11 protein-coding genes and 3 pseudogenes are annotated in these 19196 nt (G+C 69.1%); 8 read left to right on the top strand and 6 right to left on the bottom strand.

Features of this window, described 5'->3' with window-relative positions:
• The first annotated feature begins 191 nt into the window (after positions 1 to 191).
• The 5 genes and pseudogenes from AADZ78_RS10390 to AADZ78_RS10370 form a co-directional block, all read left to right on the top strand.
• Positions 192 to 1232 carry a polyprenyl synthetase family protein gene (locus tag AADZ78_RS10390; protein WP_085248970.1) on the top strand — a complete coding sequence of 347 codons (1041 nt, stop codon included), beginning with the start codon at positions 192 to 194 and terminating at the stop codon, positions 1230 to 1232.
• Positions 1229 to 2497: a hypothetical protein gene (locus tag AADZ78_RS10385; protein WP_085248969.1), complete on the top strand. Its 1269-nt coding sequence runs from the start codon at positions 1229 to 1231 to the stop codon at positions 2495 to 2497. The genes AADZ78_RS10390 and AADZ78_RS10385 overlap by 4 nt, the downstream gene beginning before the upstream one ends.
• Positions 2494 to 3519, top strand: a complete 1026-nt coding sequence (locus tag AADZ78_RS10380; RefSeq protein ID WP_085248968.1) for a fatty acid desaturase family protein — start codon at positions 2494 to 2496, stop codon at positions 3517 to 3519. The genes AADZ78_RS10385 and AADZ78_RS10380 overlap by 4 nt, the downstream gene beginning before the upstream one ends.
• Positions 3510 to 4331, top strand: a complete 822-nt coding sequence (locus tag AADZ78_RS10375; RefSeq protein WP_085248985.1) for a methyltransferase family protein — start codon at positions 3510 to 3512, stop codon at positions 4329 to 4331. Before AADZ78_RS10380 ends, AADZ78_RS10375 begins: the two co-directional genes overlap by 10 nt.
• Positions 4318 to 7173 (top strand): annotated as a pseudogene (locus AADZ78_RS10370) (RND family transporter); the annotation flags it as partial. The gene AADZ78_RS10375 and the pseudogene AADZ78_RS10370, both read left to right, overlap by 14 nt.
• A gap of 22 nt (positions 7174 to 7195) precedes the next feature.
• On the opposite strand, the gene AADZ78_RS10365 reads toward AADZ78_RS10370, so the two are convergent.
• The 4 genes and pseudogenes from AADZ78_RS10365 to AADZ78_RS10350 form a co-directional block, all read right to left on the bottom strand.
• Positions 7196 to 8218 carry an Rv2578c family radical SAM protein gene (locus tag AADZ78_RS10365; RefSeq protein ID WP_085248967.1) on the bottom strand — a complete coding sequence of 341 codons (1023 nt, stop codon included), beginning with the start codon at positions 8216 to 8218 and terminating at the stop codon, positions 7196 to 7198.
• A gap of 50 nt (positions 8219 to 8268) precedes the next feature.
• Complete coding sequence (locus AADZ78_RS10360) at positions 8269 to 9621, bottom strand: HNH endonuclease signature motif containing protein (protein ID WP_085248966.1); 1353 nt, start codon at positions 9619 to 9621, stop codon at positions 8269 to 8271.
• 347 nt (positions 9622 to 9968) lie between these two features.
• A pseudogene (locus AADZ78_RS10355) lies at positions 9969 to 10055 on the bottom strand (hypothetical protein); the annotation flags it as partial.
• Positions 10056 to 10526: 471 nt separating this feature from the next.
• Positions 10527 to 11306, bottom strand: a pseudogene (locus tag AADZ78_RS10350) (PE family protein); the annotation flags it as partial.
• A 211-nt stretch (positions 11307 to 11517) separates the two neighbouring features.
• Between AADZ78_RS10350 and AADZ78_RS10345 the strand changes: the two are divergent.
• A complete protein-coding gene (locus tag AADZ78_RS10345; protein WP_239656757.1) occupies positions 11518 to 11862 on the top strand; it encodes an alcohol dehydrogenase catalytic domain-containing protein in 345 nt (114 codons plus the stop codon).
• Positions 11863 to 12112: 250 nt separating this feature from the next.
• Here the strand turns inward: AADZ78_RS10345 and hisS are convergent, their stop codons facing one another.
• Together hisS and AADZ78_RS10335 are read right to left on the bottom strand one after the other, a co-directional pair.
• Positions 12113 to 13384 carry a histidine--tRNA ligase gene (gene hisS / locus AADZ78_RS10340; protein WP_085248963.1) on the bottom strand — a complete coding sequence of 424 codons (1272 nt, stop codon included), beginning with the start codon at positions 13382 to 13384 and terminating at the stop codon, positions 12113 to 12115.
• Entirely contained in the window at positions 13381 to 14055 is a 675-nt protein-coding gene (locus tag AADZ78_RS10335) for an MBL fold metallo-hydrolase (RefSeq protein WP_085248984.1), read from the bottom strand. Before AADZ78_RS10335 ends, hisS begins: the two co-directional genes overlap by 4 nt.
• Positions 14056 to 14120: 65 nt before the next feature.
• Here AADZ78_RS10335 and AADZ78_RS10330 point away from each other — a divergent pair, with 65 nt between their 5' ends.
• Together AADZ78_RS10330 and AADZ78_RS10325 are read left to right on the top strand one after the other, a co-directional pair.
• Positions 14121 to 14999, top strand: a complete 879-nt coding sequence (locus AADZ78_RS10330) for a peptidylprolyl isomerase (RefSeq protein WP_085248962.1) — start codon at positions 14121 to 14123, stop codon at positions 14997 to 14999.
• Between the two features lie 204 nt (positions 15000 to 15203).
• Positions 15204 to 19136: a PE family protein gene (locus AADZ78_RS10325; protein ID WP_239656758.1), complete on the top strand. Its 3933-nt coding sequence runs from the start codon at positions 15204 to 15206 to the stop codon at positions 19134 to 19136.
• The last annotated feature ends 60 nt before the right edge of the window (positions 19137 to 19196 follow it).

The following is a 19196-nucleotide window of genomic DNA, read 5'->3' as shown; positions in this document are numbered from 1 at the left end:
CTTCTGCCCGATCGTGGGATGGCGACTGCTCCGGGCCACATGCACCATGGAACGCATACCCAATGTTGCACAACGCTGCTGGTGAACGGCGCGTAGCACATCAGGTTCTGTTTCTAATCGGGGGAGGAGAACACGCTTTCGTCGGTGGCCGTGCCCAGACTGCGCCAGCGGGCGCCCAAGCGTTAACCATCATGTACACGACAGCCAGACAGCAAGCCCACGCAGCCACGTTGGATCCAGTCACGTTGGCCCCAACCACGTTGGCGCCCGACTCGGTCACCGATCAATTGGCTCTAGTCACCGATCGCCTACACGAAATCCTCATCACTGGTGGCACTTTCGACGCTGTCTACCGCCATCTCCTCGCCGCCCCCGGCAAGCGGATCCGGGCCGGCTTGGGGCTGGCCTGTACCCGCCTGCTGCCAATGGCCGCCGCGGTGCCGCTGCGCGACGCCGTCGACCTGGCCTGCGCGATCGAGATGTTCCATGAGGCATCGCTGATGCACGACGACGTCTGCGACGGGTCGCTGCAACGGCGCGACGCGGCGTCGGTGCCCGCCGGGTTCGGCGTCCGGGTCGCCGCGCGGGCCGGATTTCATCTGGCGGGCACCGCTTTACAAATACTCGCGCGGGTGTTAGACGACAACCCGGCGGTATTCGCGCGTCTCGGCGAGGTGCCCGGCGTCAGCTACCTCGATCGGCTCTCGGACCTGTCCTTCGGCCAGCTCGTCGAGACCCTGCCACCGGCGATCAACGCGTCCGCCCTGCGCCGGCACTATCAACTCGTGGCCGGCGCGAAGACCGGCACCCTGTTCCGGTTGGCCTGCTCGTACGGCGGCACAGCGGGCGGCGTCGACCCGGATCGGTTGCGCGCTCTGATGCGGTACGCCGACCAACTCGCCTTGGCATTCCAGATCATGGACGACGTGCGCGACGTCGAGGGCGGCGCCGTGCTCGGCAAGAAGGCCTGCGGCGACCTCGAGCGTCGGATCCCGACCTGGCCGGTGATCGAATGGCTGGCCATGCGACCCGGTGCTCGTGAGATGTGGCTCTCGGGGCAGACATCTAGCGCCGCACTGCAGGCCGACCTGGTGCACAGCGGCGCCACCCGGGCGGCCCGTGCCGTCGCCGTCCACGCCGCCGAGACCGCCGGCCGGACGTTGGACGTGTTTCCGCCCTCCGCCGCGCGTGAGCACCTGCGCGAACTGTCGGTGCGGGTGGTCTCCCGATGAGCGGCGGGCGGGTCGGCGCCCTGGCCTCCGGGCTGTGGCGGCTGCGTCGCGGACCAGACCTTGCCGCGATGCGGGCGGCAACCTCACCTGAGCAGCTGGCGCGACGGGCACTGGTCCCGGCGGCCCGCAACCTGGGCATCGCGATCGGTTTCCTGCCCGCGCACCTGCGGGCGGAGGCCACCGCCGCCCTGCTGGCCTGCCGGGTGCTCGACGCCTACGAAGACCTCATCGACCGCCGGCGCGCGAAATACGCCGTGCAGTCCGCGGCGGGGTATCTGAGCGGAGCCACCGACTCCCCTCCTCCGCCGCTGCACGCGGTCACCGTTCGCGACAGCGAAGCTGTCGACCTGGTGCTGGCCGCGCGCATCCACGACGTTCGGGCGCTACTGTCGGCGCTGCCCCGGGAAGGACAGCAACGGGTAGGCCAGCTGCTGGTCGACCTCGGCCGCGTGATGGCCGGCAACCTCGATAAACCGCTGCCGCGGACCGGCTACGGCGAGGGCGTGCTCGGGCGGGTGACACGCTACGCCTGCTCGCTGGTCGCCGAAGGTGCGTTCACCGAGGCAGACCTGGCCGAGCTGGCCGGATGCGTCGGTGTCACCGCCCAACTGGCCAACGACTTGCGCGACGGCGAGCTGGCACTCTACGACGCCGGCGACCGTGCGGAATTGACGCGCGCGGTAATGCTGCGGCTGTTGGTCCCCGCGCTGGGCAGCTTCGCCCTGCTGGCCCGTCTCGGCCCGCGCACCCCCAGCCGCGGCGCCCGGACGGCGATGGCCTACATGACCATCACAACGACCGCCTTCTTGTGCCACGCGGTCGGGGCACCCGTCCCCTACCGTCGCCGGCTGCGGCTCGGTGCGGCCGTGCTGGCCGCCCGCTCACCCGTGCACTGGACCGCGATGCTGCAGCGTGTGCGGCGTGCCGCCGACGGGGCGGTCCACCGGCTGCTCGATGCGTCGTCGGATCTCGCTGCAACCGGATCGGCTGCGCAGGTACTCGGTCTGGGCGCCTCTCGCTCGCCGACGCCTTCGATTGCGCCGCTGGTCGTCGACCGGGCCTTCGCCCTGGTAGCGGCCCTGCCGGCAGAACCGCTGTGCGGCAAGCTGCCCGGCCATGACAAGCGCCGGATGATGATCGCCGATCATCTCGCCTTCGGCGCCGTAGAGCGATTGCGCCCCCGTGACACCGACGCGATGAACGCGCTCGCCACACAATTCCAACTCGCCGCCCTCGACACCACTAACCCCGGAATCAACCCATGACAACCGTTTCAACTGTCCCCGGTGTCCCCGGCACCACGACACCCGCCGCGTCCGCCCACCAAGTGCCCTTGAGCCGCCGGGTACTCAAGCTTGAGCACCCGGCGAATGTCGGTCCACTGCTGCACATCGCGTGCTGGATCGCGTTGTTGGCCTTCGGGCTGTTCGTGCCGGCCGCCACCGACTGGTACCTGGCGGCGCCGCTGATCGCCACGCTGTCACTGCTCAACTTCTCGGTCACCATCGGCGTCCTGCACATGCACACCCATCGACCGCTGTTCGTATCGCGGCGGGCCAACCGCGTGGTCGACCTGCTGTGCTGCATGCCCGCCGCGCTGACGGCCGCCGACATGTACGAAGTGCACGTCATCAACCACCATCGATTCGACGACGGGCCGGGAGACGTTACCTCCACCGCGGGCCGCGACCGGGGGCTGCGCGCCGTCTGGTACTGGATGCGGTACAGCTCCATCGTCAAGAACCACACCGCGCGAACGGTTTTCGCAGCCAATCCGTCGGCGAGTCGGCGAAAGCGGCGTCACCAATTCGTATTCGACTTCACGCTGATCTGCGCGCTGATCTGGACCACCTTTTTCACCACCGACCCGGTCCGGTTCACGCTCTTCTACTGGATTCCCTTCCTGGTGACCCAGGCGACCTCCGGGTACTTCGCCTGGCTGACCCACGCCCCGGCCCGGGTCTTCGACAATGACCCGAGCAAATCGCTGAACACGGTGGGCAACTGGCTCAACTTCTTCATCTTCAACCAGGGCTATCACAGCGTGCACCACCGCTATCCGGGCATCCACTGGAGCCAGATCCCCGACAAGCTGGACCTCATGCGGCAAGTCGAGCCCGACGTCATCGTGCCCTACTGGATGACCCTCACCTCGTCCTGGCGCTTGTTCGTGCCGGGAGGATTCCTCGACGCCCCCTACGGCGAGCGATGGAAGGCCAAGCTAGAGAAGCGAATTGAGCAAGGTACCGTCCGCTCCCGCTACCTCCCGTGGTTCGCATGGATCTGATCACCTCACACCAGGTGCGGGACGTGCTGTCGGACCGTCGCCGGCTCGTGCCGTTCCTGCTGGCCTTCGCCGGATACGCCTTCGCCGGGGTAACCGTGCCGCTGTTGCTGCTGTTTGCCGGGGGGTGGTGGCTGCCCAAGTCGGTCGACGTGGGTAGCCATCTGCCGACCGGGCCTTCGGTTGTGGTCGACGTCTTGCTACTGGCGCTGTTCGGCCTGCAGCACTCCGGCATGGCGCGGCCCTCGGTCAAGGCTTTCATCACCCGCGCGGTGCCCCAAACTCTGGAGCGCACGGTCTACATCGTCATGACCTGCCTGGTTGTTTGGGTACTGTGTCTGGGCTGGCAGCCACTGCCGCAGCGGATCTGGTCGGCTGACGACGCCTTGGCAGCGGTTCTCGACGCCGGGTTCTGGTTGGGCTTCGTATTGGTCTACGTGGCCACCTTGTTGCTGAATCACTTCCGCTTACTCGGCATCAGTCAGGCCTACCGCCACTACGTGATCGGGTCCGCGGACACCTCCGTTGACCGGCTGCAAGTACACGGGCCCTACCGCTTGGTGCGCCATCCGCTGATGACCGGCCTCTTGCTGTGCTTCTGGTGCGCGAGCACGTTCACGGCCGGACATCTGCTGTGGGCGGCGGGACTGACGGGCTACATCCTGCTGGGCACTGTCCTGGAGGAACGTGACCTCGTCGCTCGGTTTGGCGCGGCCTACCGCAGCTACGCCACCCAGGTGCCGGCCTTCGTCCCGTCGGTGCTCCGAGTATTACGCCGTCGCCCAGTTTGGCTGGTCCACGATGGTCGCGCTTAACCAGGAGCGTCGCGGTCCGTGGGACGCCGTCGCCCGGTTCGCGAGCCGCTACGCGCTGGTCGTCATTGGATTCTGGATCGTCGCCGCCGGGCTGGGCACTCTCTTGGTGCCGCAGGTGGAGAGCACGGCCCGCGCGCATGCCCGAGGGTTCCTTCCCGCCGACGCGCCGGTGAATATCGCGGGCGACCGAATGGGCGCACAGTTCCGTGACGGAGCGGGGGGCAACGTCAACTACCTGGTGCTGGAAAGCGACCACAAGCTCGGCCCGCCCGAGCGCGCCTTCCACGATCAGCTGTTAGCCAAACTTCGCGCCGATCGTGCGCATGTGGAGTCGGCGACGGACCTGTGGTCAGACCCGGTGACCGCGCGGGCCGCGCTCAGCGCCGACGGCAAGGCCGCCTACACCATGCTGCGGCTCACCGGGGATCTTGGGGCCGGACCGGCGAACGCCGCTCTGGCCTCGGTGCGGCGGATCGTCGCGAGCCAGCCCGCCCCGCCCGGGCTGCGCGCCTACGTCACCGGGCCGGGTGCCACCATCGCCGACGAGCTTGGTGCGGTTGACCGGCAAATGCTCCTGATGACCTGCGTGACAGTCATTCTCATCGCGCTACTGCTCATCGCGGTGTACCGGTCGGTGACCACCGCCGCGATTCCCCTGCTGACCGTGGGACTCGCCCTTGGGGTCGCGCGATCGATAGTGTCCCTGCTCGGCGCGCGCGACGTCTTCGAAGTGTCCATCTTCTCGGTGGCCCTGCTGGGCGCCGTGGTGCTCGGCGGAGCCACCGACTATGGAATCTTTCTGATCGGGCGCTACCACGAGGCACGGCGCCGCGGCGCTAGCCACGAAGGGGCGCTGTGCGCCGCCAACCGCAACGTCGCGCCGGTTATCGTGGCCTCGGCACTCACCGTCGCCGCAGCGCTGTCGTGCCTGACTTTTGCGAAAGTCGGGATGTTGCGCAGCGCCGGGTTGCCTTGTGCCATAGGCATTCTCACCGGGATGCTGGCATCACTTACCTTGCTGCCGGCCCTGATTGCCCTCGCGGGGCGCCACGGCCTCGCGCAACCGCGCCGACTGAACCCGCGGGCCGGGCGCCGCTGGCGGCGTGTGGGCACAATGGTGGCGCGATGGCCAGGCCCCGTGCTCGTGGCCTCGGCTCTCGTGTTGGCGATCTGTGCGTTACCCCTCGCCGGGTTGCGACTCGGGTTCGACGAGCTTGCCGCGCAACCGGATTCGACGCACGCCAACCGGGGATATCAAGCGATGGACCGCCACTTCCCGCCGAATCGGCTGCTGCCGGAGGTGGTGTCCATCACGACCGACCACGATCTGCGCAATCCCGGTGGCGTCATCGCCATCGAGCGAGTGACCCGCAAGCTCATGGAGATCCCGGGGGTCACGATGGTCGAGTCCGCTTCCCGCCCGGCGGGTTCGGTCCCCGAAGAGGCCACGTTCAGCAGCCAGGTGGGCGCAATCGGTGACCAGCTCGACGACGGGATTGCCAAACTGGACCAGCGCCTTACCGCGGTCAACCGGCTCGGACCGATTCTGGCTCAGTTCTCGACGGCGCTATCGCGGCTGCAGGCGGGGCTATCGGGTGGCGTGAACGGACTCGGCGATCTCAATTCCGATGCTGACCTCATGGGCTCCGGAATGCGGCAGCTGCAGGACACTTTGGTGCAGGTGTCCAGCAACCTGGATCCGCTACGGAACTTCACCAACGGCAATCCCAATTGCCACAACGATCCGATCTGCTCACTGGTGCTCAAGATCGTCGAGCCGATGGATTCCCTTGTAGCGGCAACGGATTCACTCACCCAGGGCGCATCGCGATTGAGCGTGAGCACGTCTGGCATGGCCAAAGCGCTGGCCGATGCCGACCAGTCCGTAGGAACAATGCGTACCCTCGTGGCGCAGCTCAGCTCGATGACCGCACAACTCACCGACGCCGTTGGCGACACTCGCACCACGTTCTCCGGTCTCATCGAATACCTCCAGGACGTGCGGCGCGACTTCCAGGGCAGCGGCGAGGGCGGTTACTACCTGCCGCAACGCGCCTGGGATGACCCCGGCTTCCGACGAGCGGCCGACCTGTACTTTGCCCCGGGTGGCCAGGTGACACGGATCTTGGTCTATGGGGACGGAAAGGTTTTCGGTACCGACGGCGCCCGCAGGTCACCGCAGATCGTTGCGGCCGTGCACGAGGCAACAAAGGAAGGAACCCTCGCGCGAAGCACGGTGGATATCACCGGTTTTGGGACCGGGACCGCCGAGTTGCGCGGGTACGTCAACAACGACTTCCTGTCACTCGCCGCGGTGGCGCTCGCGTTGGTGTTCCTCATCGTGCTCGTGATGCTGCGAAGTCCGGTTGCCGCGGCGGCGGTGATCGGAACGGTCGTCGCCTCGTACCTATCGGCGTTGGGTATCAGCACTCTCATCTGGCGTGACATGTTGGGCCGAGATCTGCATTGGGCGGTGCCGTCGATGGCGCTGATCGCGCTGGTGGCGGTGGGCGCCGACTACAACCTCCTGCTGACTATGCGCATGCGCGAGGAGGCATTCTGCGGCGCGCGCGGCGGGACGGGACTACGCACTGCGATGATCCGCGCGTTCGGCGGTACCGGTGGTGTGGTCACCACGGCGGGAATCGTCTTCGGAATCACCATGTTAGCGATGCTGTCCAGCGATGTGCTCGCAATCGAGCAGGTCGGTTCCACAATCGGGGTCGGGCTCATCATCGACACCCTGGTGGTGCGCACCTTCGTGGTGCCCGGCATCGCAGGGCTCCTGGGCCGATGGTTCTGGTGGTCGCCGCCGGCCTTCCTGCTGGGACCGTTAGCCAGGCGGCGCGCCGGCGCACTACCACTCAAAACAAGGTGGGCTGGCTGGACGTTGCCATCGCTTCGGTCGCCGGCGGCGCCGGACGACGATCGCCTGCCAACCGATAGTTTGCAATCAGCGGCGCCACCCGCTGCCGCAACATCTCGCGGTAGCTGGGCGGCAGATATGCTCCGCGCCGGTACATTTCGCGGTATTTGCCAACGAGTTCGGGATGCGCGCGCGCCAGCCAGGACATGAACCAGCCGCGCGTCGAACCACGCAGGTGCAAGCCGAACACCGTCACCCCGGTGGCACCGGCGGCGGCGATCTGGCCAATCAGCCGATCGAGGTGCTCGACTGAGTCAGTGAGATATGGCAGCACCGGCGCGACCATCACGTGACAATCCAGGCCGGCGTTGCGGATTGCCTTGATCAGTCCGAGACGCGCCTGGGGTGTCGGCGTGCCGGGCTCGACGTCCCTATGCAGGTGCGGGTCAGCTACTGCCAGCGATACGGCCACCGACACCGAGACCTGTTGAGCCGCTTCGGCAATGAGTGGTAGGTCGCGGCGCAGCAGCGTGCCCTTGGTCAGGATGGAGAATGGCGTACCGGATCCGGCGAGGGCGCCGATGATGCCCGGCATCAGTGCGTAGCGGCCCTCGGCGCGCTGGTAGGGATCGGTGTTGGTGCCCAGCGCCACGGTTTCGCGCTGCCACGACGGGCGCCGCAGCTCGCGGCGCAGGACTTCCGCGACATTGGTCTTGACGACGATCTGGGTGTCGAAGTCGTGGCCTGGATTGAAGTCCAGGTATTCGTGGGTGGGACGGGCGAAGCAGTAGCGGCAGGCGTGCGAGCAGCCGCGATAGCCGTTGACCGTGTAGCGGAACGGCAAGGCGGCAGCCTCGGGAATCTTGTTCAGCGCAGACCTGCACAGCACCTCGTGGAAGGTGATGCCCTCGAAATGCGGGACGCGCAGGCTGCGGGCGAAGCCGACCCGCTGCAGTCCGGGAAGCGCTCCGTCGTCGACGGGGACCCCGTCGACTGCGACGGCCTGACCAGCCCAGCGCATACCTTCTATTCGAACAATAGTTCGATAGCGTGTCAAGCGGGCGCGACGGCTCAGGGGTCGTCGCCTGCTAGCAGATCCTCGGGATGGTGGAAAGTGTTCGTTCGCGGTTGTCCGTGGTCCAGGTGCGGAGGCGGTATCCATTCGGTGTCGCCGTTGGCGTTCTTTCGGGTGGTCCAGCCCTTTTCGGCGAGCGGGTGATGGCCGCCGCAGGCGAAGGTCAAGTCGTTGACGTCGGTGGTAGCGCACTGGGCGTAGGGGATGCAGTGGTGCACTTCGCAGTAGTAGCCCTTGACGTCGCATCCCGGTGACGAGCAGCCATGCTCCTTGGCGTACAACACAATTCGCTGCCCGGGCGAGGCCAGCCGCTTCGTGTGGTACAGCGCAACGGCTTGACCGTGGTCGAAAATCGCGAGGTAGTGATTCGCGTGGCGGGCCAAACGTATGACATCGGACATCGGCAAGATGGTGCCCCCACCGGTCAGGCCCCGGCCGGCGGCGGCCTGCAACTCTTGCAGCGTGGTGGTCGCGATAATGCTGGCCGGTAACCCGTTGTGCTGACCCAACTCCCCTGAGGCCAGCAGCCCGCGCAGCCCGGCCAGCAACCCGTCATGGTTGCGTTGGGCCTGGCTGCGGATATCGCGGCGCACCGCCTCCTCCGGGGCTTCCCCGTCGACCACAGGGTTTTCGTCGGTCGGGTTGCACATGCCCGGGGCGGCCAGCTTGGCCAACACCGCTTCCAGGGTGGCCCGCAGCTCCGGAGTGAGCAGCCCGCTGAGGCGCGACATGCCGTCGAATCCCTGGTTACCGATGCTGATCCCGCGCCGGCGGGCCCGCTCGTCGTCGGTGTAGGTGCCATCGGGATTGAGGCAATCCATGAGCACCTGGGCGTATTTGGCCACCTGGTCGGGCCGGTACTGGGTGGCCTTGTGTGCCAGGTCGGCTTCGGCGGCCTCGCGGGTGAACAGGTCCACCGCGTCGGGCAACCGCTTAAAGAACCCGCGGATCTGGTGCACATGGTTCCCGCCGAGCAGGCCATCCCGCTGCGCTTTAGCGGTGGCGCTTAGCCGCGCCGGCAACGGCTCACCGGTCAACGCCCGACGCTGCCCCAGATCCTGCGCTTCGGCCACCCGCCGGCCGGCCTCGGCGCGGGTGATGCGCAGCCGATCGGCCAGCACGGCAGACAACCTTCCGCCCAGCTCTTGCTCGCTGGATTGTTCGGCGAGTTGATTGATCAACGCGTGCCCGGGCACCGGCAACCGCCGCGCCGCCCGCTCCAAGCGCTCCAGAAACGCTAACCGCTCCGGGGTGGTCAACACCTCAAACGTCAACCCGCACAACCGGTCCAGCTCGGCATCGAGCGCATCGAAGACCCCCACGATCTCCTCACGCGTGCTCGAACCCATACCCAAATGCTATGAGCACCCACCGACAAGAATCCCCACCCTGATACTGCTGAAACTGCAGTTACACAAGTGATTTCGGCACTAAGACCGGCTCTTGCTGTGGCCGCGATCTGCAATCACGACGCGGCGTGGGAAGCGGCCAGTTTCAGGATCTGGTGCCACCGTCTCAGCCACGCCATCGCCGAGATTCTCCAACGGCCCAACCCTGCCAGACGCCACCGTACCTGCCCACGCGTCACCAAACGCTCCTGCCGAAAAATTCCCACGAAAAACCCCCGACCACAACAACAACATCAACCATCACGGACCACCGGAACTCCGGCTCATCCTCCCCCAAACTTAACGGCATTGGGCACTGTCCAGCGTCGGTCCTTGGCGTACAACACAATTCGCTGCCCAGGAGAGGCCGATCGTTTGGTGTGGTACAGCATGAGCGACCCGCAGCGTGCCTTCACGGGACTGCGCGCAGTGCCCCTCAGAACCGGCTCGGGCACGCGGTAGACGGTATCCGAGCTCCGTAAGAGCCCGTTGTCGCCGATATCGCCGACCTAGCTGCAGGACTTGCCACCAGTCCGGGAGTGACCTCGATGCCCTCCCAATCGATGGCCGTTCGCCGCTCAGTATTACGTGCCCAGCATCTGGCCGGTCTTGGCGTCGACCGCGAAGTTACGCTCCGAGTCGCCCGAATCATTGCGGACCCAATAAACATTCGGATTTCTGATGCCGGCATCGATGCCCGAAATCTCATGAAGCGCGCTGTTAGTGAGTCTTCCGCCGTTCGACGAAACGATGTCGCCGTCCCGGGCGGCATCAACCGCATTCTAGCCGGGTTCGGTCGGGCCGGCCGGATCCTCGGGATCGACCGGGTCGCCGGGATCGCCAGGAGCAGTGACCACCGGGCCGGTTGCCCCGTTCGAACCGGCATGACCGTACAGTGACCCGCCGGCGCCACCGGCCCCGCCGGCACCGGGAATGGCGCCGGACCCGCCGTCACCGCCGCTGCCGCCGTCGCCGATGATCAGGGCCGCGCCGCCGGCGCCACCGACGCCACCCACGCCGCCCGTCACACCGGCCCCGCCCCGCCCGCCGGCACCGCCGGAGCCGTAGTAGAACCCGCCGTCGCCGCCGCGACCACCGGCGGGGGCGAAGTTGGCGGTCACGGCGGCGCCGCCGTCCCCGCCCTTGCCGCCGTTGCCGAATGTCCCGGCGCTACCACCGGCACCGCCGTTCTGTCCGGGACCGCCCGACCCGCCGTTCCCACCGTTGCCCATAAGCCACCCACCAGGGCCGCCGGCCTCGCCGGTCCCGGGCTTGCCGTCCCTGCCGTCGCCGATAATTGGGCGCGGCGTAAATGCCAGGGAGACCGCATTGATCTGGTCGAGCGCTTGTTGCAGCGGGCCGGCGTTGCCCCCCTCGGCGGCCGCATACGACGCTGCACTCGCCGTCAGCGACCGCACGAACTGTTGGTGAAACGCCTCCACCTGGCTGCTCAGCGCTTGGTACTCGGCGGCGTGCCCGGCGAACAGCGACGCCACCGCCGCCGACACGTCGTCCGCGGCGGCGGCCAGCACCTCGGTAGTCGGAAGCGCCGCGGCCGCGTTGGCGGCATTCAGCGCCGAACCGATGCCCGCCACGTCCCTCGCCGCCGCCGACACCCACTCCGGAACCGCTACCACATACGACATTGCCAGTCCTTCCGCCAAGCGCTCAGCGCACCAATCAGTTGAAAGTCAAGCCACATCAATCGGCTGACAGTACACCTGTCTCGACAGGTGTTAGGCCGTTTCCGGCGACATCGATTCGGCGACCATGCCCGAACAGGCAAAGCACCGATGAGAAGCCGCACGGCGATCCTCTACCGGTACGGCCGTCCGTGGACCCGCCGGCAGATGGCCTATGCTCTCGGGCTGCGGGCGATGTCACCGACGATCTGCGGAAACCAGGGCTCCGGCCTCGTGGTCGAGGTCGGCCGGGGTCAGCCGTTTCGCGTCCGGCGATCACGTCGTGGCGTCCTTCGTCGCGGCCTGCGGGCAGTGCCGGTGGTGCGCCTCGGGGATGGAATACCTGTGCGACAAAGGATCCGGGACGCTCACACCCGGAATGCCGACCTACGGCACCGTTCGCCAGGCCGTGGACCGTCGAAACCTTGGGCACCTAGCTAAGATTGGGGCGTTCGCCGGACATACTCCGCGCAGGGCTTCGGCGCCACCCGCACCGCGGCAACGGCACCAGACGCATTAGCAATGGTGCGGGATCTGACCCTTGACGCGATGGCCGACGTTGCGGTCCTCTCCCCCCGCCATGGTCGGCGCGGCCGATGTCGGGACGGCACTGACGCTCACGCGCAAGGGCGGCACCTGTGTGCTTACCGGCCTGCCATCGCCGGCGGCCGACTCAATCGCCGTCCAATCCCAGGACTTCATCTTGATATACAAGACCTTGCGGGGCACGGTCTTCGGCTGGTGCAAACCCCAAGAGCGACATTCCGTGTTCAAATACGGGGCGGACCCAGTTGCGAAAGCACCTCAGCAACAACCGAATCCAACGCCACCGACACCTGCTCGCCGGTCGCGAGATTCTTGACGCCAACACTGCCGGCCTCGAGGTCGCGATCGCCCGCGACCAGCGCCAGCCGGGCCCCGGATCGATCGGCGGCCCGCATCGCCCCTTTGAGCCCGCGGTCACCATAGGCGAGGTCAACCCGCACACCCGCGGCCCGCAGCTGCCCCGCCAGCACCGCGAGCCGCAGCTTGGCCGCCTCGCTCAGCGGCACCCCGAACACGTCGCAGCGGGTGGTCTCCCCCACGCTCTTGCCCTCGGCCCGCAGCGCGAGCAGGGTTCGGTCCACTCCCAACCCAAACCCAATTCCTGAAAGGTCTTGCCCGCCAAGCTGACGCATCAGACCGTCGTACCGGCCGCCACCGCCAATCCCCGACTGCGCGCCCAACCCGTCGTGCACGAACTCAAATGTGGTCTTGGTGTAGTAATCAAGTCCGCGCACCATCCGCGGGTTGATTACATACGGCACCCCGAGTGCATCCAGGTGGGCCAGCACCGTGTCGAAATGCTGCTTGGCGCTATCGGAGAGGTGATCCAGCAATACCGGCGCTTCGGCCGTCAGCGCGCGCACCTCCGAGCGCTTGTCGTCAAGCACCCGCAGCGGGTTGATCTCCGCGCGCCGCCGCGTCTCGTCATCAAGCGAGAGCCCAAATAGGAACTCCTGCAACAGTTCCCGATACTGCGGCCGGCAGCTGTCGTCGCCTAGCGAGGTGATTTCCAAACGAAACCCGTTGAGCCCCAAAGACCGAAATCCGGCGTCGGCGACGGCGATCACCTCGGCGTCCAGCGCCGGGTCGTCCACGCCGATTGCCTCGACACCGACCTGCTGCAACTGGCGATACCGACCGGCCTGCGGGCGCTCGTAGCGGAAAAACGGGCCCGAATAGCACAGCTTCACCGGCAGCGCGCCGCGGTCCAGGCCATGCTCGATCACCGCGCGCACCACCCCGGCGGTGCCCTCGGGACGAAGCGTCACCGAGCGGTCACCGCGGTCGGTGAACGTGTACATCTCCTTGGACACCACGTCGGTGGATTCGCCCACGCCGCGGGCGAACAGGGCGGTGTCCTCGAAGATGGGCAGCTCGATCTGGCCATAACCGGCCCGGCGGGCCGCCCCGAGCAGCCCGTCACGCACCGCAACAAACTGCTCCGAGTCGGGCGGCACGTAGTCCGGGACGCCCTTGGGTGCGCTGAACTGCGTCACGGGCTCAAGCCCTCGAGGAACGGGTTGAACCGGCGTTCGGCGCCGATGGTGGTGGAGTCGCCATGCCCGGGTAGTACCACGGTCTTGTCGTCGAGCACCAACAATTTATCGACGATAGAGCGCAGCAGATCCCGGCCGCTGCCGCCGAAAAGGTCGGAACGGCCAATCGAGCGCTCGAACAGGGTGTCACCGGAGAACACGACGTCGGCGTCGTTCTTGGCGGCCTGAAGAATCCGGAAGCACACCGACCCGCGCGTGTGTCCCGGTGTGTGGTCGACGTTGACGGAAATGCCGCCGAGGTCGATCTTGTCGCCGTCACGATCCAGCTCGACGACCTGTTTGGGCTCGCGGAAGAACGCGCCCGCGACCAGCTGCGCCACTCGCGGGCCCATGCCGTAGATCGGGTCTTTCAGCATGAACCGATCCTCGGGATGGATGTAGGTGGGGCAGCCGAAGGTGTCCGAGACCTTCTGCGCCGACCACATGTGGTCGATGTGCCCATGCGTGATCAGCACCGCCGCCGGAGTCAGCCGGTTCTTGTCCAAGATCTGTCGCAGCGGGCCCATCGCACGCTGGCCCGGGTCGACGATGATGGCGTCGCTGCCAGGCCGTTCGGCGAGCACATAGCAGTTGCACTGCAGCAACCCGGCGGGAAATCCGGTGATCAACACGGTTCCCAGTTTCCCAGCTGCCCACCCGGCTCGCCGCACCGGGCGGCCATGGGAAGATATCGGCCGTGCCGACCAATGCTCAGCGACGTGCCACAGCCAAACGCAAACTCGAGCGGCAACTGGAGCGCCGCGCCAAGCAAGCCAAACGTCGTCGCATCTTGACGATCGTCGGCGGCGCGGTCGCTGCCGTAGCCGTGATCGTCGCGGTGGTGGTCACCGTGGTCATCAACAAGGACGACCACAAGAACAAGCCCGCGGCGTCCCCCAGCAGCTCGGCCTCGACCACTCCCCCGCAAACCCCGCCCGTTCAGCCGATGCCGCCCTTCCAGCCGTCGGCCAACGTGGGCGCCAACTGCCAATACCCGCCGTCGCCGGACAAGGCCGTCAAACCGGTCAAGCCGCCGCGGACCGGCAAGGTGCCTACCGAACCCGCTCAGGTGAGCGTCAGCATGGTGACCAACCAGGGCAAGGTCGGCATCATGCTGGCCAACAACGAATCTCCTTGCACGGTAAACAGTTTCGCCAGCCTGGCGAACCAAGGGTTTTTCAACGACACCAAATGTCACCGGCTGACCACCTCGCCCACGCTGGCGGTATTGCAATGTGGCGACCCCAAGGGCGACGGCACCGGCGGCCCCGGCTACCAGTTCGCCAACGAGTACCCGACCGATCAGTACCCGCCCAACGATCCCAAGCTGAACGAGCCGGTCCTGTATCCGCGCGGCACACTGGCGATGGCCAACGCCGGGCCGAACACCAATAGCAGCCAGTTCTTCATGGTCTACCGGGACTCGCAGCTGCCGCCGCAGTACACGGTGTTCGGCACCATCCAGGCCGACGGTTTGGCCACCCTGGACAAGATCGCCCAGGCGGGCGTCGCCGGCGGCGGCGAGGACGGCCCACCCGCCGCCGAAGTCATCATCAAGTCGGTGCTGCTCGACTGAGTTCGGCCGAGCAGACGCGAAAGCCCCCTTTTCGGCACGAAAATGGCGGCTTTCGCGTCTGCTCGCCGGGAAAGTTGGGCATTCCGCGCCCGTCGCAGGCTCCCAATACCTACCTTTACTGGCACGGACCCTCGCCTTTACTGGCACGGACCCTCGACTTCCTCGCCATCGCACACAGCGTCGGCACGAAACGGCAGGTGGCTGGTGTCATTGCTGAACGTGGTACCCGAGCTGCTGGTGGCGGCGGCAACGGATGTTGCAGGAATCGGTTCGACGATGAATGCGGCGAATGCCGCGGCAGCCACCCGCACCGCAGGCTTGCTGCCGGCGGCCGCCGACGAGGTGTCGACCACCATCGCGGCACTGTTTGAGGCGCACGCCTGGGAGTACCAGCTGCTCAGCACCCGGGCGGCTGCCTATCACGACGAGTTTGTGCGGACCTTGACCGACAGCGCGGGTGCCTATGGCCAGGCCGAAGCGGCCAATGCAGAACAGGTGCTACTGAATGCGGTCAACGCGCCCACGTTGACGTTGTTTGGCCGACCGCTGATCGGCAACGGCGCTGACGGAACCTCGCCCGGGCAGGCCGGCGGGGCCGGCGGGTTGCTGTACGGCAATGGTGGCAATGGAATGGCCGGTATCAATCCGGGGGTGACCGGCGGCGCCGGCGGCGCTGCGGGCCTGATCGGGACCGGCGGCCGGGGCGGTGCGGGTGGAGCGGGTGCGGCCGGTGGTGCGGGTGGCAGCGGCGGGTTGTTGTTCGGCAGCGGGGGTAACGGCGGCGACGGGGCGGCCGGCGGCGCCGGCGGCATCGGGGGTCGCGCCTGGCTCTGGGGCAACGGCGGAGCCGGTGGCGCCGGCGTCGGCGGCGGGGCGGGTGGCGCGGCCGGCACCGGCGGGGTGTTCGGAAACGGGGGCAACGGGGGTGACGGCGGCAACGGCGGAGCGACCGGCGGCGCCGGCGGGCCCGGTGGTGATGCCGGGCTCTGGGGCAAAGGTGGGGCTGGTGGGGCCGGGGGCGCCGGCGGCAACGGCGGGGCCGGCGGTGGAGGCGGCCACGGCGGGTTGGTATTGGGTCAAGGAGGTAACGGCGGCAGCGGCGGATCGTCCGGCGCCGCGGGCGGGGCTGGCGGCGTTGGTGGCCACGGCGGAGCCGTGGGATTGATTGGTAACGGCGGACTCGGCGGGGCCGGGGGCAACGGCCTCGCCGGTGCCGCGGGCGGGGGCCACGGCGGAGCCGGCGGCGCCGGCGGCAACGGCGGCGCCGCCGGCCTGCTAACCGGCGGCGGCGGGGCCGGCGGCTTGGGCGGAGTTGGCGGGGCCGGTGCACACGGCCTGGACGCTGCCTTCCTCAGCGGCGCGGCCGGCGGCGACGGCGGGAACGGCGGTGCGGGCGGGACCGGTGGCAACGGCGGGGCCGGCGGACTGTTCGGCATCGGTGGGGTTGGTGGAGCGGGCGGGGCCGCCGGAGCCCCCGGCGACGGCGGCAACGGCGCGATATCGGCAGCTGTTGGCGGTAACGGTGGCGATGGCGGCAACGGCGGGAACCCCGGCGCGGGTGGGGCCGGCGGGGTCGGCGGTGCCGGCTTGATCACCGGCGCGACCGGTGCGACCGGCAACACACCCAACAGCGGCGGCAACGGCGGCAACGGCGCCGAAGGCAACCCCGGCATCTGGTTGGGCCGCGACGGTGGGGCCGGCGGCAACGGCGGCAACGGCGGTCTGGTCGGCAACGGCGGCGCCGGCGGCGAAGGCGGCGACGGCGGCCTCGGCTCGGCTGGCACATTCGGCAAGGCCGGCCAGGACGGCGGAGCGGGTGGAGCCGGCGGCGCTGGCGGGTCCGGCGGAGCCCAGGCCGGCAACGGAGGGGCCGGCGGCGCCGGCGGCACCGGCGGCGAAGGCGGGCCGGGCGATAAGGGAACCACCGGCACTAACGGCTTCCTCGGTGGCAACGGCGGCGACGGCGGCGACGGTCGGGACGGTGGGGCCGGCGGTAAGGGCGGTAACGGCGGGGCCGGCGGCGCCGCGTCAGCGGGCAAGGCCGGCAGCCAAGGCGCCGGCGGCGACGGCGGTGATGGCGGGGCCGGTGGCGTCGGCGGTGACGGCGGCCGAGGCGGCGACAATATCCTCGGCGGCGTCGGCGGTGACGGCGGCAATGGCGGCAACCCCGGTAAGGGTGGCGCCGGTGGCGTCGGAGGTTCCGGCTCCAGCACCGGCGCGACCGGCGCCGCCGGAGACACCCCGATCAGCGGCGGCAATGGCGGCGACGGCGGCAAGGGCGGCGACGGCTTCTTCGACGAGCAGGAAGGCGGGGACGGCGGCAAGGGCGGCAACGGCGGCCTGGTCGGCAACGGCGGCGCCGGTGGTATGGGCGGAACTGGCAGCACCGGCGTCACAGGCGAGGCCGGTGACCAACCGGGCGCGCCCGGTCAGGTCGGCGACATCGGCGCTCCCGGCGGTAACGGCGGGGCCGGTGGGTCGGGCGGAGCCCTGGCCGGCAACGGCGGGGTGGGCGGGACGGGCGGCACCGGCGGCATCGGCGGCACTGGCGGCAAAGGCGCCGACGGCGCCCCCGCCTCGACGCTGGGCGCCGACGGCCACGCCGGCGGCGACGGCGGCGAAGGCGGCCCGGGCGGGACCGGCGGCAACGGTGGGGCCGGCGGTTTTTCGAAGGCTGGCGCCGGCGTGCAAGCTAGTGACGGCGCCGGCGGGGCCGGTGGCAAAGGCGGAACCGGCGGAGTCGCCGGCAACGGCGGCAACGGCGCAACCGGAACGATGAGTCTCAACGATGGCGCCGGCGGCAACGGAGGCAGCGGCGGCAACCCGGGCACGGGTGGCGCCGGCGGGCTCGGCGGCGGCGGGTCTAGCACCGGCGCGACCGGCGCGGCCGGCGACATCGTCGGCTCCGGCGGCAACGGCGGCAACGGTGGCAAGGGCGCTGACGCCGCCACCGCGAGCGGCACCGGTGGGGCTGGCGGCAACGGCGGAGACGGCGGCTGGGTTGGCAACGGCGGCAAGGGCGGCACCGGCGGCACCGGCGGCACCGGCGCCACCCCAGCTTCACCTACCACGCCCGCCGACACCGGCGGACAAGGTGGGGTCGGCGGGACCGGCGGCACGGGCGGAATCTTCGCCGGCGACGGTGGGGACGGCGGGGCCGGCGGCACCGGCGGCACCGGCGGCAAGGGCGCCACCGGTGCCAACGGCGGCAACGGGGCGTCGCCTGGCGTTGGCGACGGCGGCGACGCCCAGCGCGGCGAGGACGGTGGCAAGGGCGGGACCGGCGGCACCGGCGGCGCCGGTGGGGCCGGCGGCGCCGCGCCGGCGGGCAAGGCCGGCGGTCAAGGCGCTGGTGGGGACGGCGGCACTGGTGGAGTCGGCGGCAACGGCGGCGACGGCGGCCACGGCGGCCATGGCGGCGCCGCTCACCCGAATCAGCCCCCTGGTCGGGGCGGCTTCGGCGGCGACGGCGGCTGGGCCGGCTGGGGCGGTGATGGCGGCGCGGGCGGCGCCGGCTCCACCACCGGCGCTACCGGCGCCAGCGCATCCAGCGGCGTCGGCGGCAACGGCGGCCACGGCGGCAACGGCGGCAAGGCGATCATCGAATACCCGACTGGCGGCACCGGCGGGGCCGCCGGCGCCGGCGGCTGGGGCAGCACTGGCGGCAACGGCGGCAACGGCGGTGCCGGCGGCACCTCGGCCATCAACGTAACTGGCGGCGACGGCGGCTGGGGCGGTCCCGGCGGCCAAGGCGGCTACGGCGGCTTCGGCAAGGGCGGCAACGGCGGCAACGGCGGTGCCGGGGGCACCGGCGGTGCCAACCCCCTATCGGGTGGGGGTAAAGGCGGCCTGGGCGGCGTCGGCGGTGACGGCGGCGGCGGAAACGCCGGCGGCGGCAACGGAGGCAATGGCGGCACCGGAGGCACCGGAGGCATCGGCGCCAACGTACCGCCTTTCGGCGGCCCCGGCGGCACCGGAGGCACCGGTGGCAGCGGCGGAGACGGCGGCACCAAATTCTCCGGGGACCTGATCATCCCCGGTGGCATCGGCGGCGGCGGTGGCAGCGGCGGCCCCCCCGACGGCATCTTTGGCGGCACCGGCGGCACCGCCGGAACTGGCGGAATCGGCGCCTCGTAGGCCCGGCCGAGCAGACGCGAAAGCCCCATTTTCGGCACGAAAATGGGGACTTTCGCGTCT

It is taken from the genome of Mycobacterium riyadhense, assembly GCF_963853645.1.
GTDB classification, from domain to species: Bacteria; Actinomycetota; Actinomycetes; order Mycobacteriales; family Mycobacteriaceae; genus Mycobacterium; species Mycobacterium riyadhense.
Note: the sequence above shows the minus strand (reverse complement) of the source record. Positions and strands in the feature narration are given on the sequence as shown.

Excerpts from the sequence above, each read along its gene's own strand:
- AADZ78_RS10385 (WP_085248969.1), top strand. The coding sequence starts at position 1,229 with ATGAGCGGCGGGCGGGTCGGCGCCCTGGCCTCCGGGCTGTGGCGGCTG.
- AADZ78_RS10345 (WP_239656757.1), top strand. The coding sequence starts at position 11,518 with ATGCTCTCGGGCTGCGGGCGATGTCACCGACGATCTGCGGAAACCAGG.
- AADZ78_RS10360 (WP_085248966.1), bottom strand. The coding sequence starts at position 9,621 with ATGGGTTCGAGCACGCGTGAGGAGATCGTGGGGGTCTTCGATGCGCTC.
- AADZ78_RS10365 (WP_085248967.1), bottom strand. The coding sequence starts at position 8,218 with ATGCGCTGGGCTGGTCAGGCCGTCGCAGTCGACGGGGTCCCCGTCGAC.
- AADZ78_RS10375 (WP_085248985.1), top strand. The coding sequence starts at position 3,510 with ATGGATCTGATCACCTCACACCAGGTGCGGGACGTGCTGTCGGACCGT.
- AADZ78_RS10380 (WP_085248968.1), top strand. The coding sequence starts at position 2,494 with ATGACAACCGTTTCAACTGTCCCCGGTGTCCCCGGCACCACGACACCC.
- AADZ78_RS10390 (WP_085248970.1), top strand. The coding sequence starts at position 192 with ATGTACACGACAGCCAGACAGCAAGCCCACGCAGCCACGTTGGATCCA.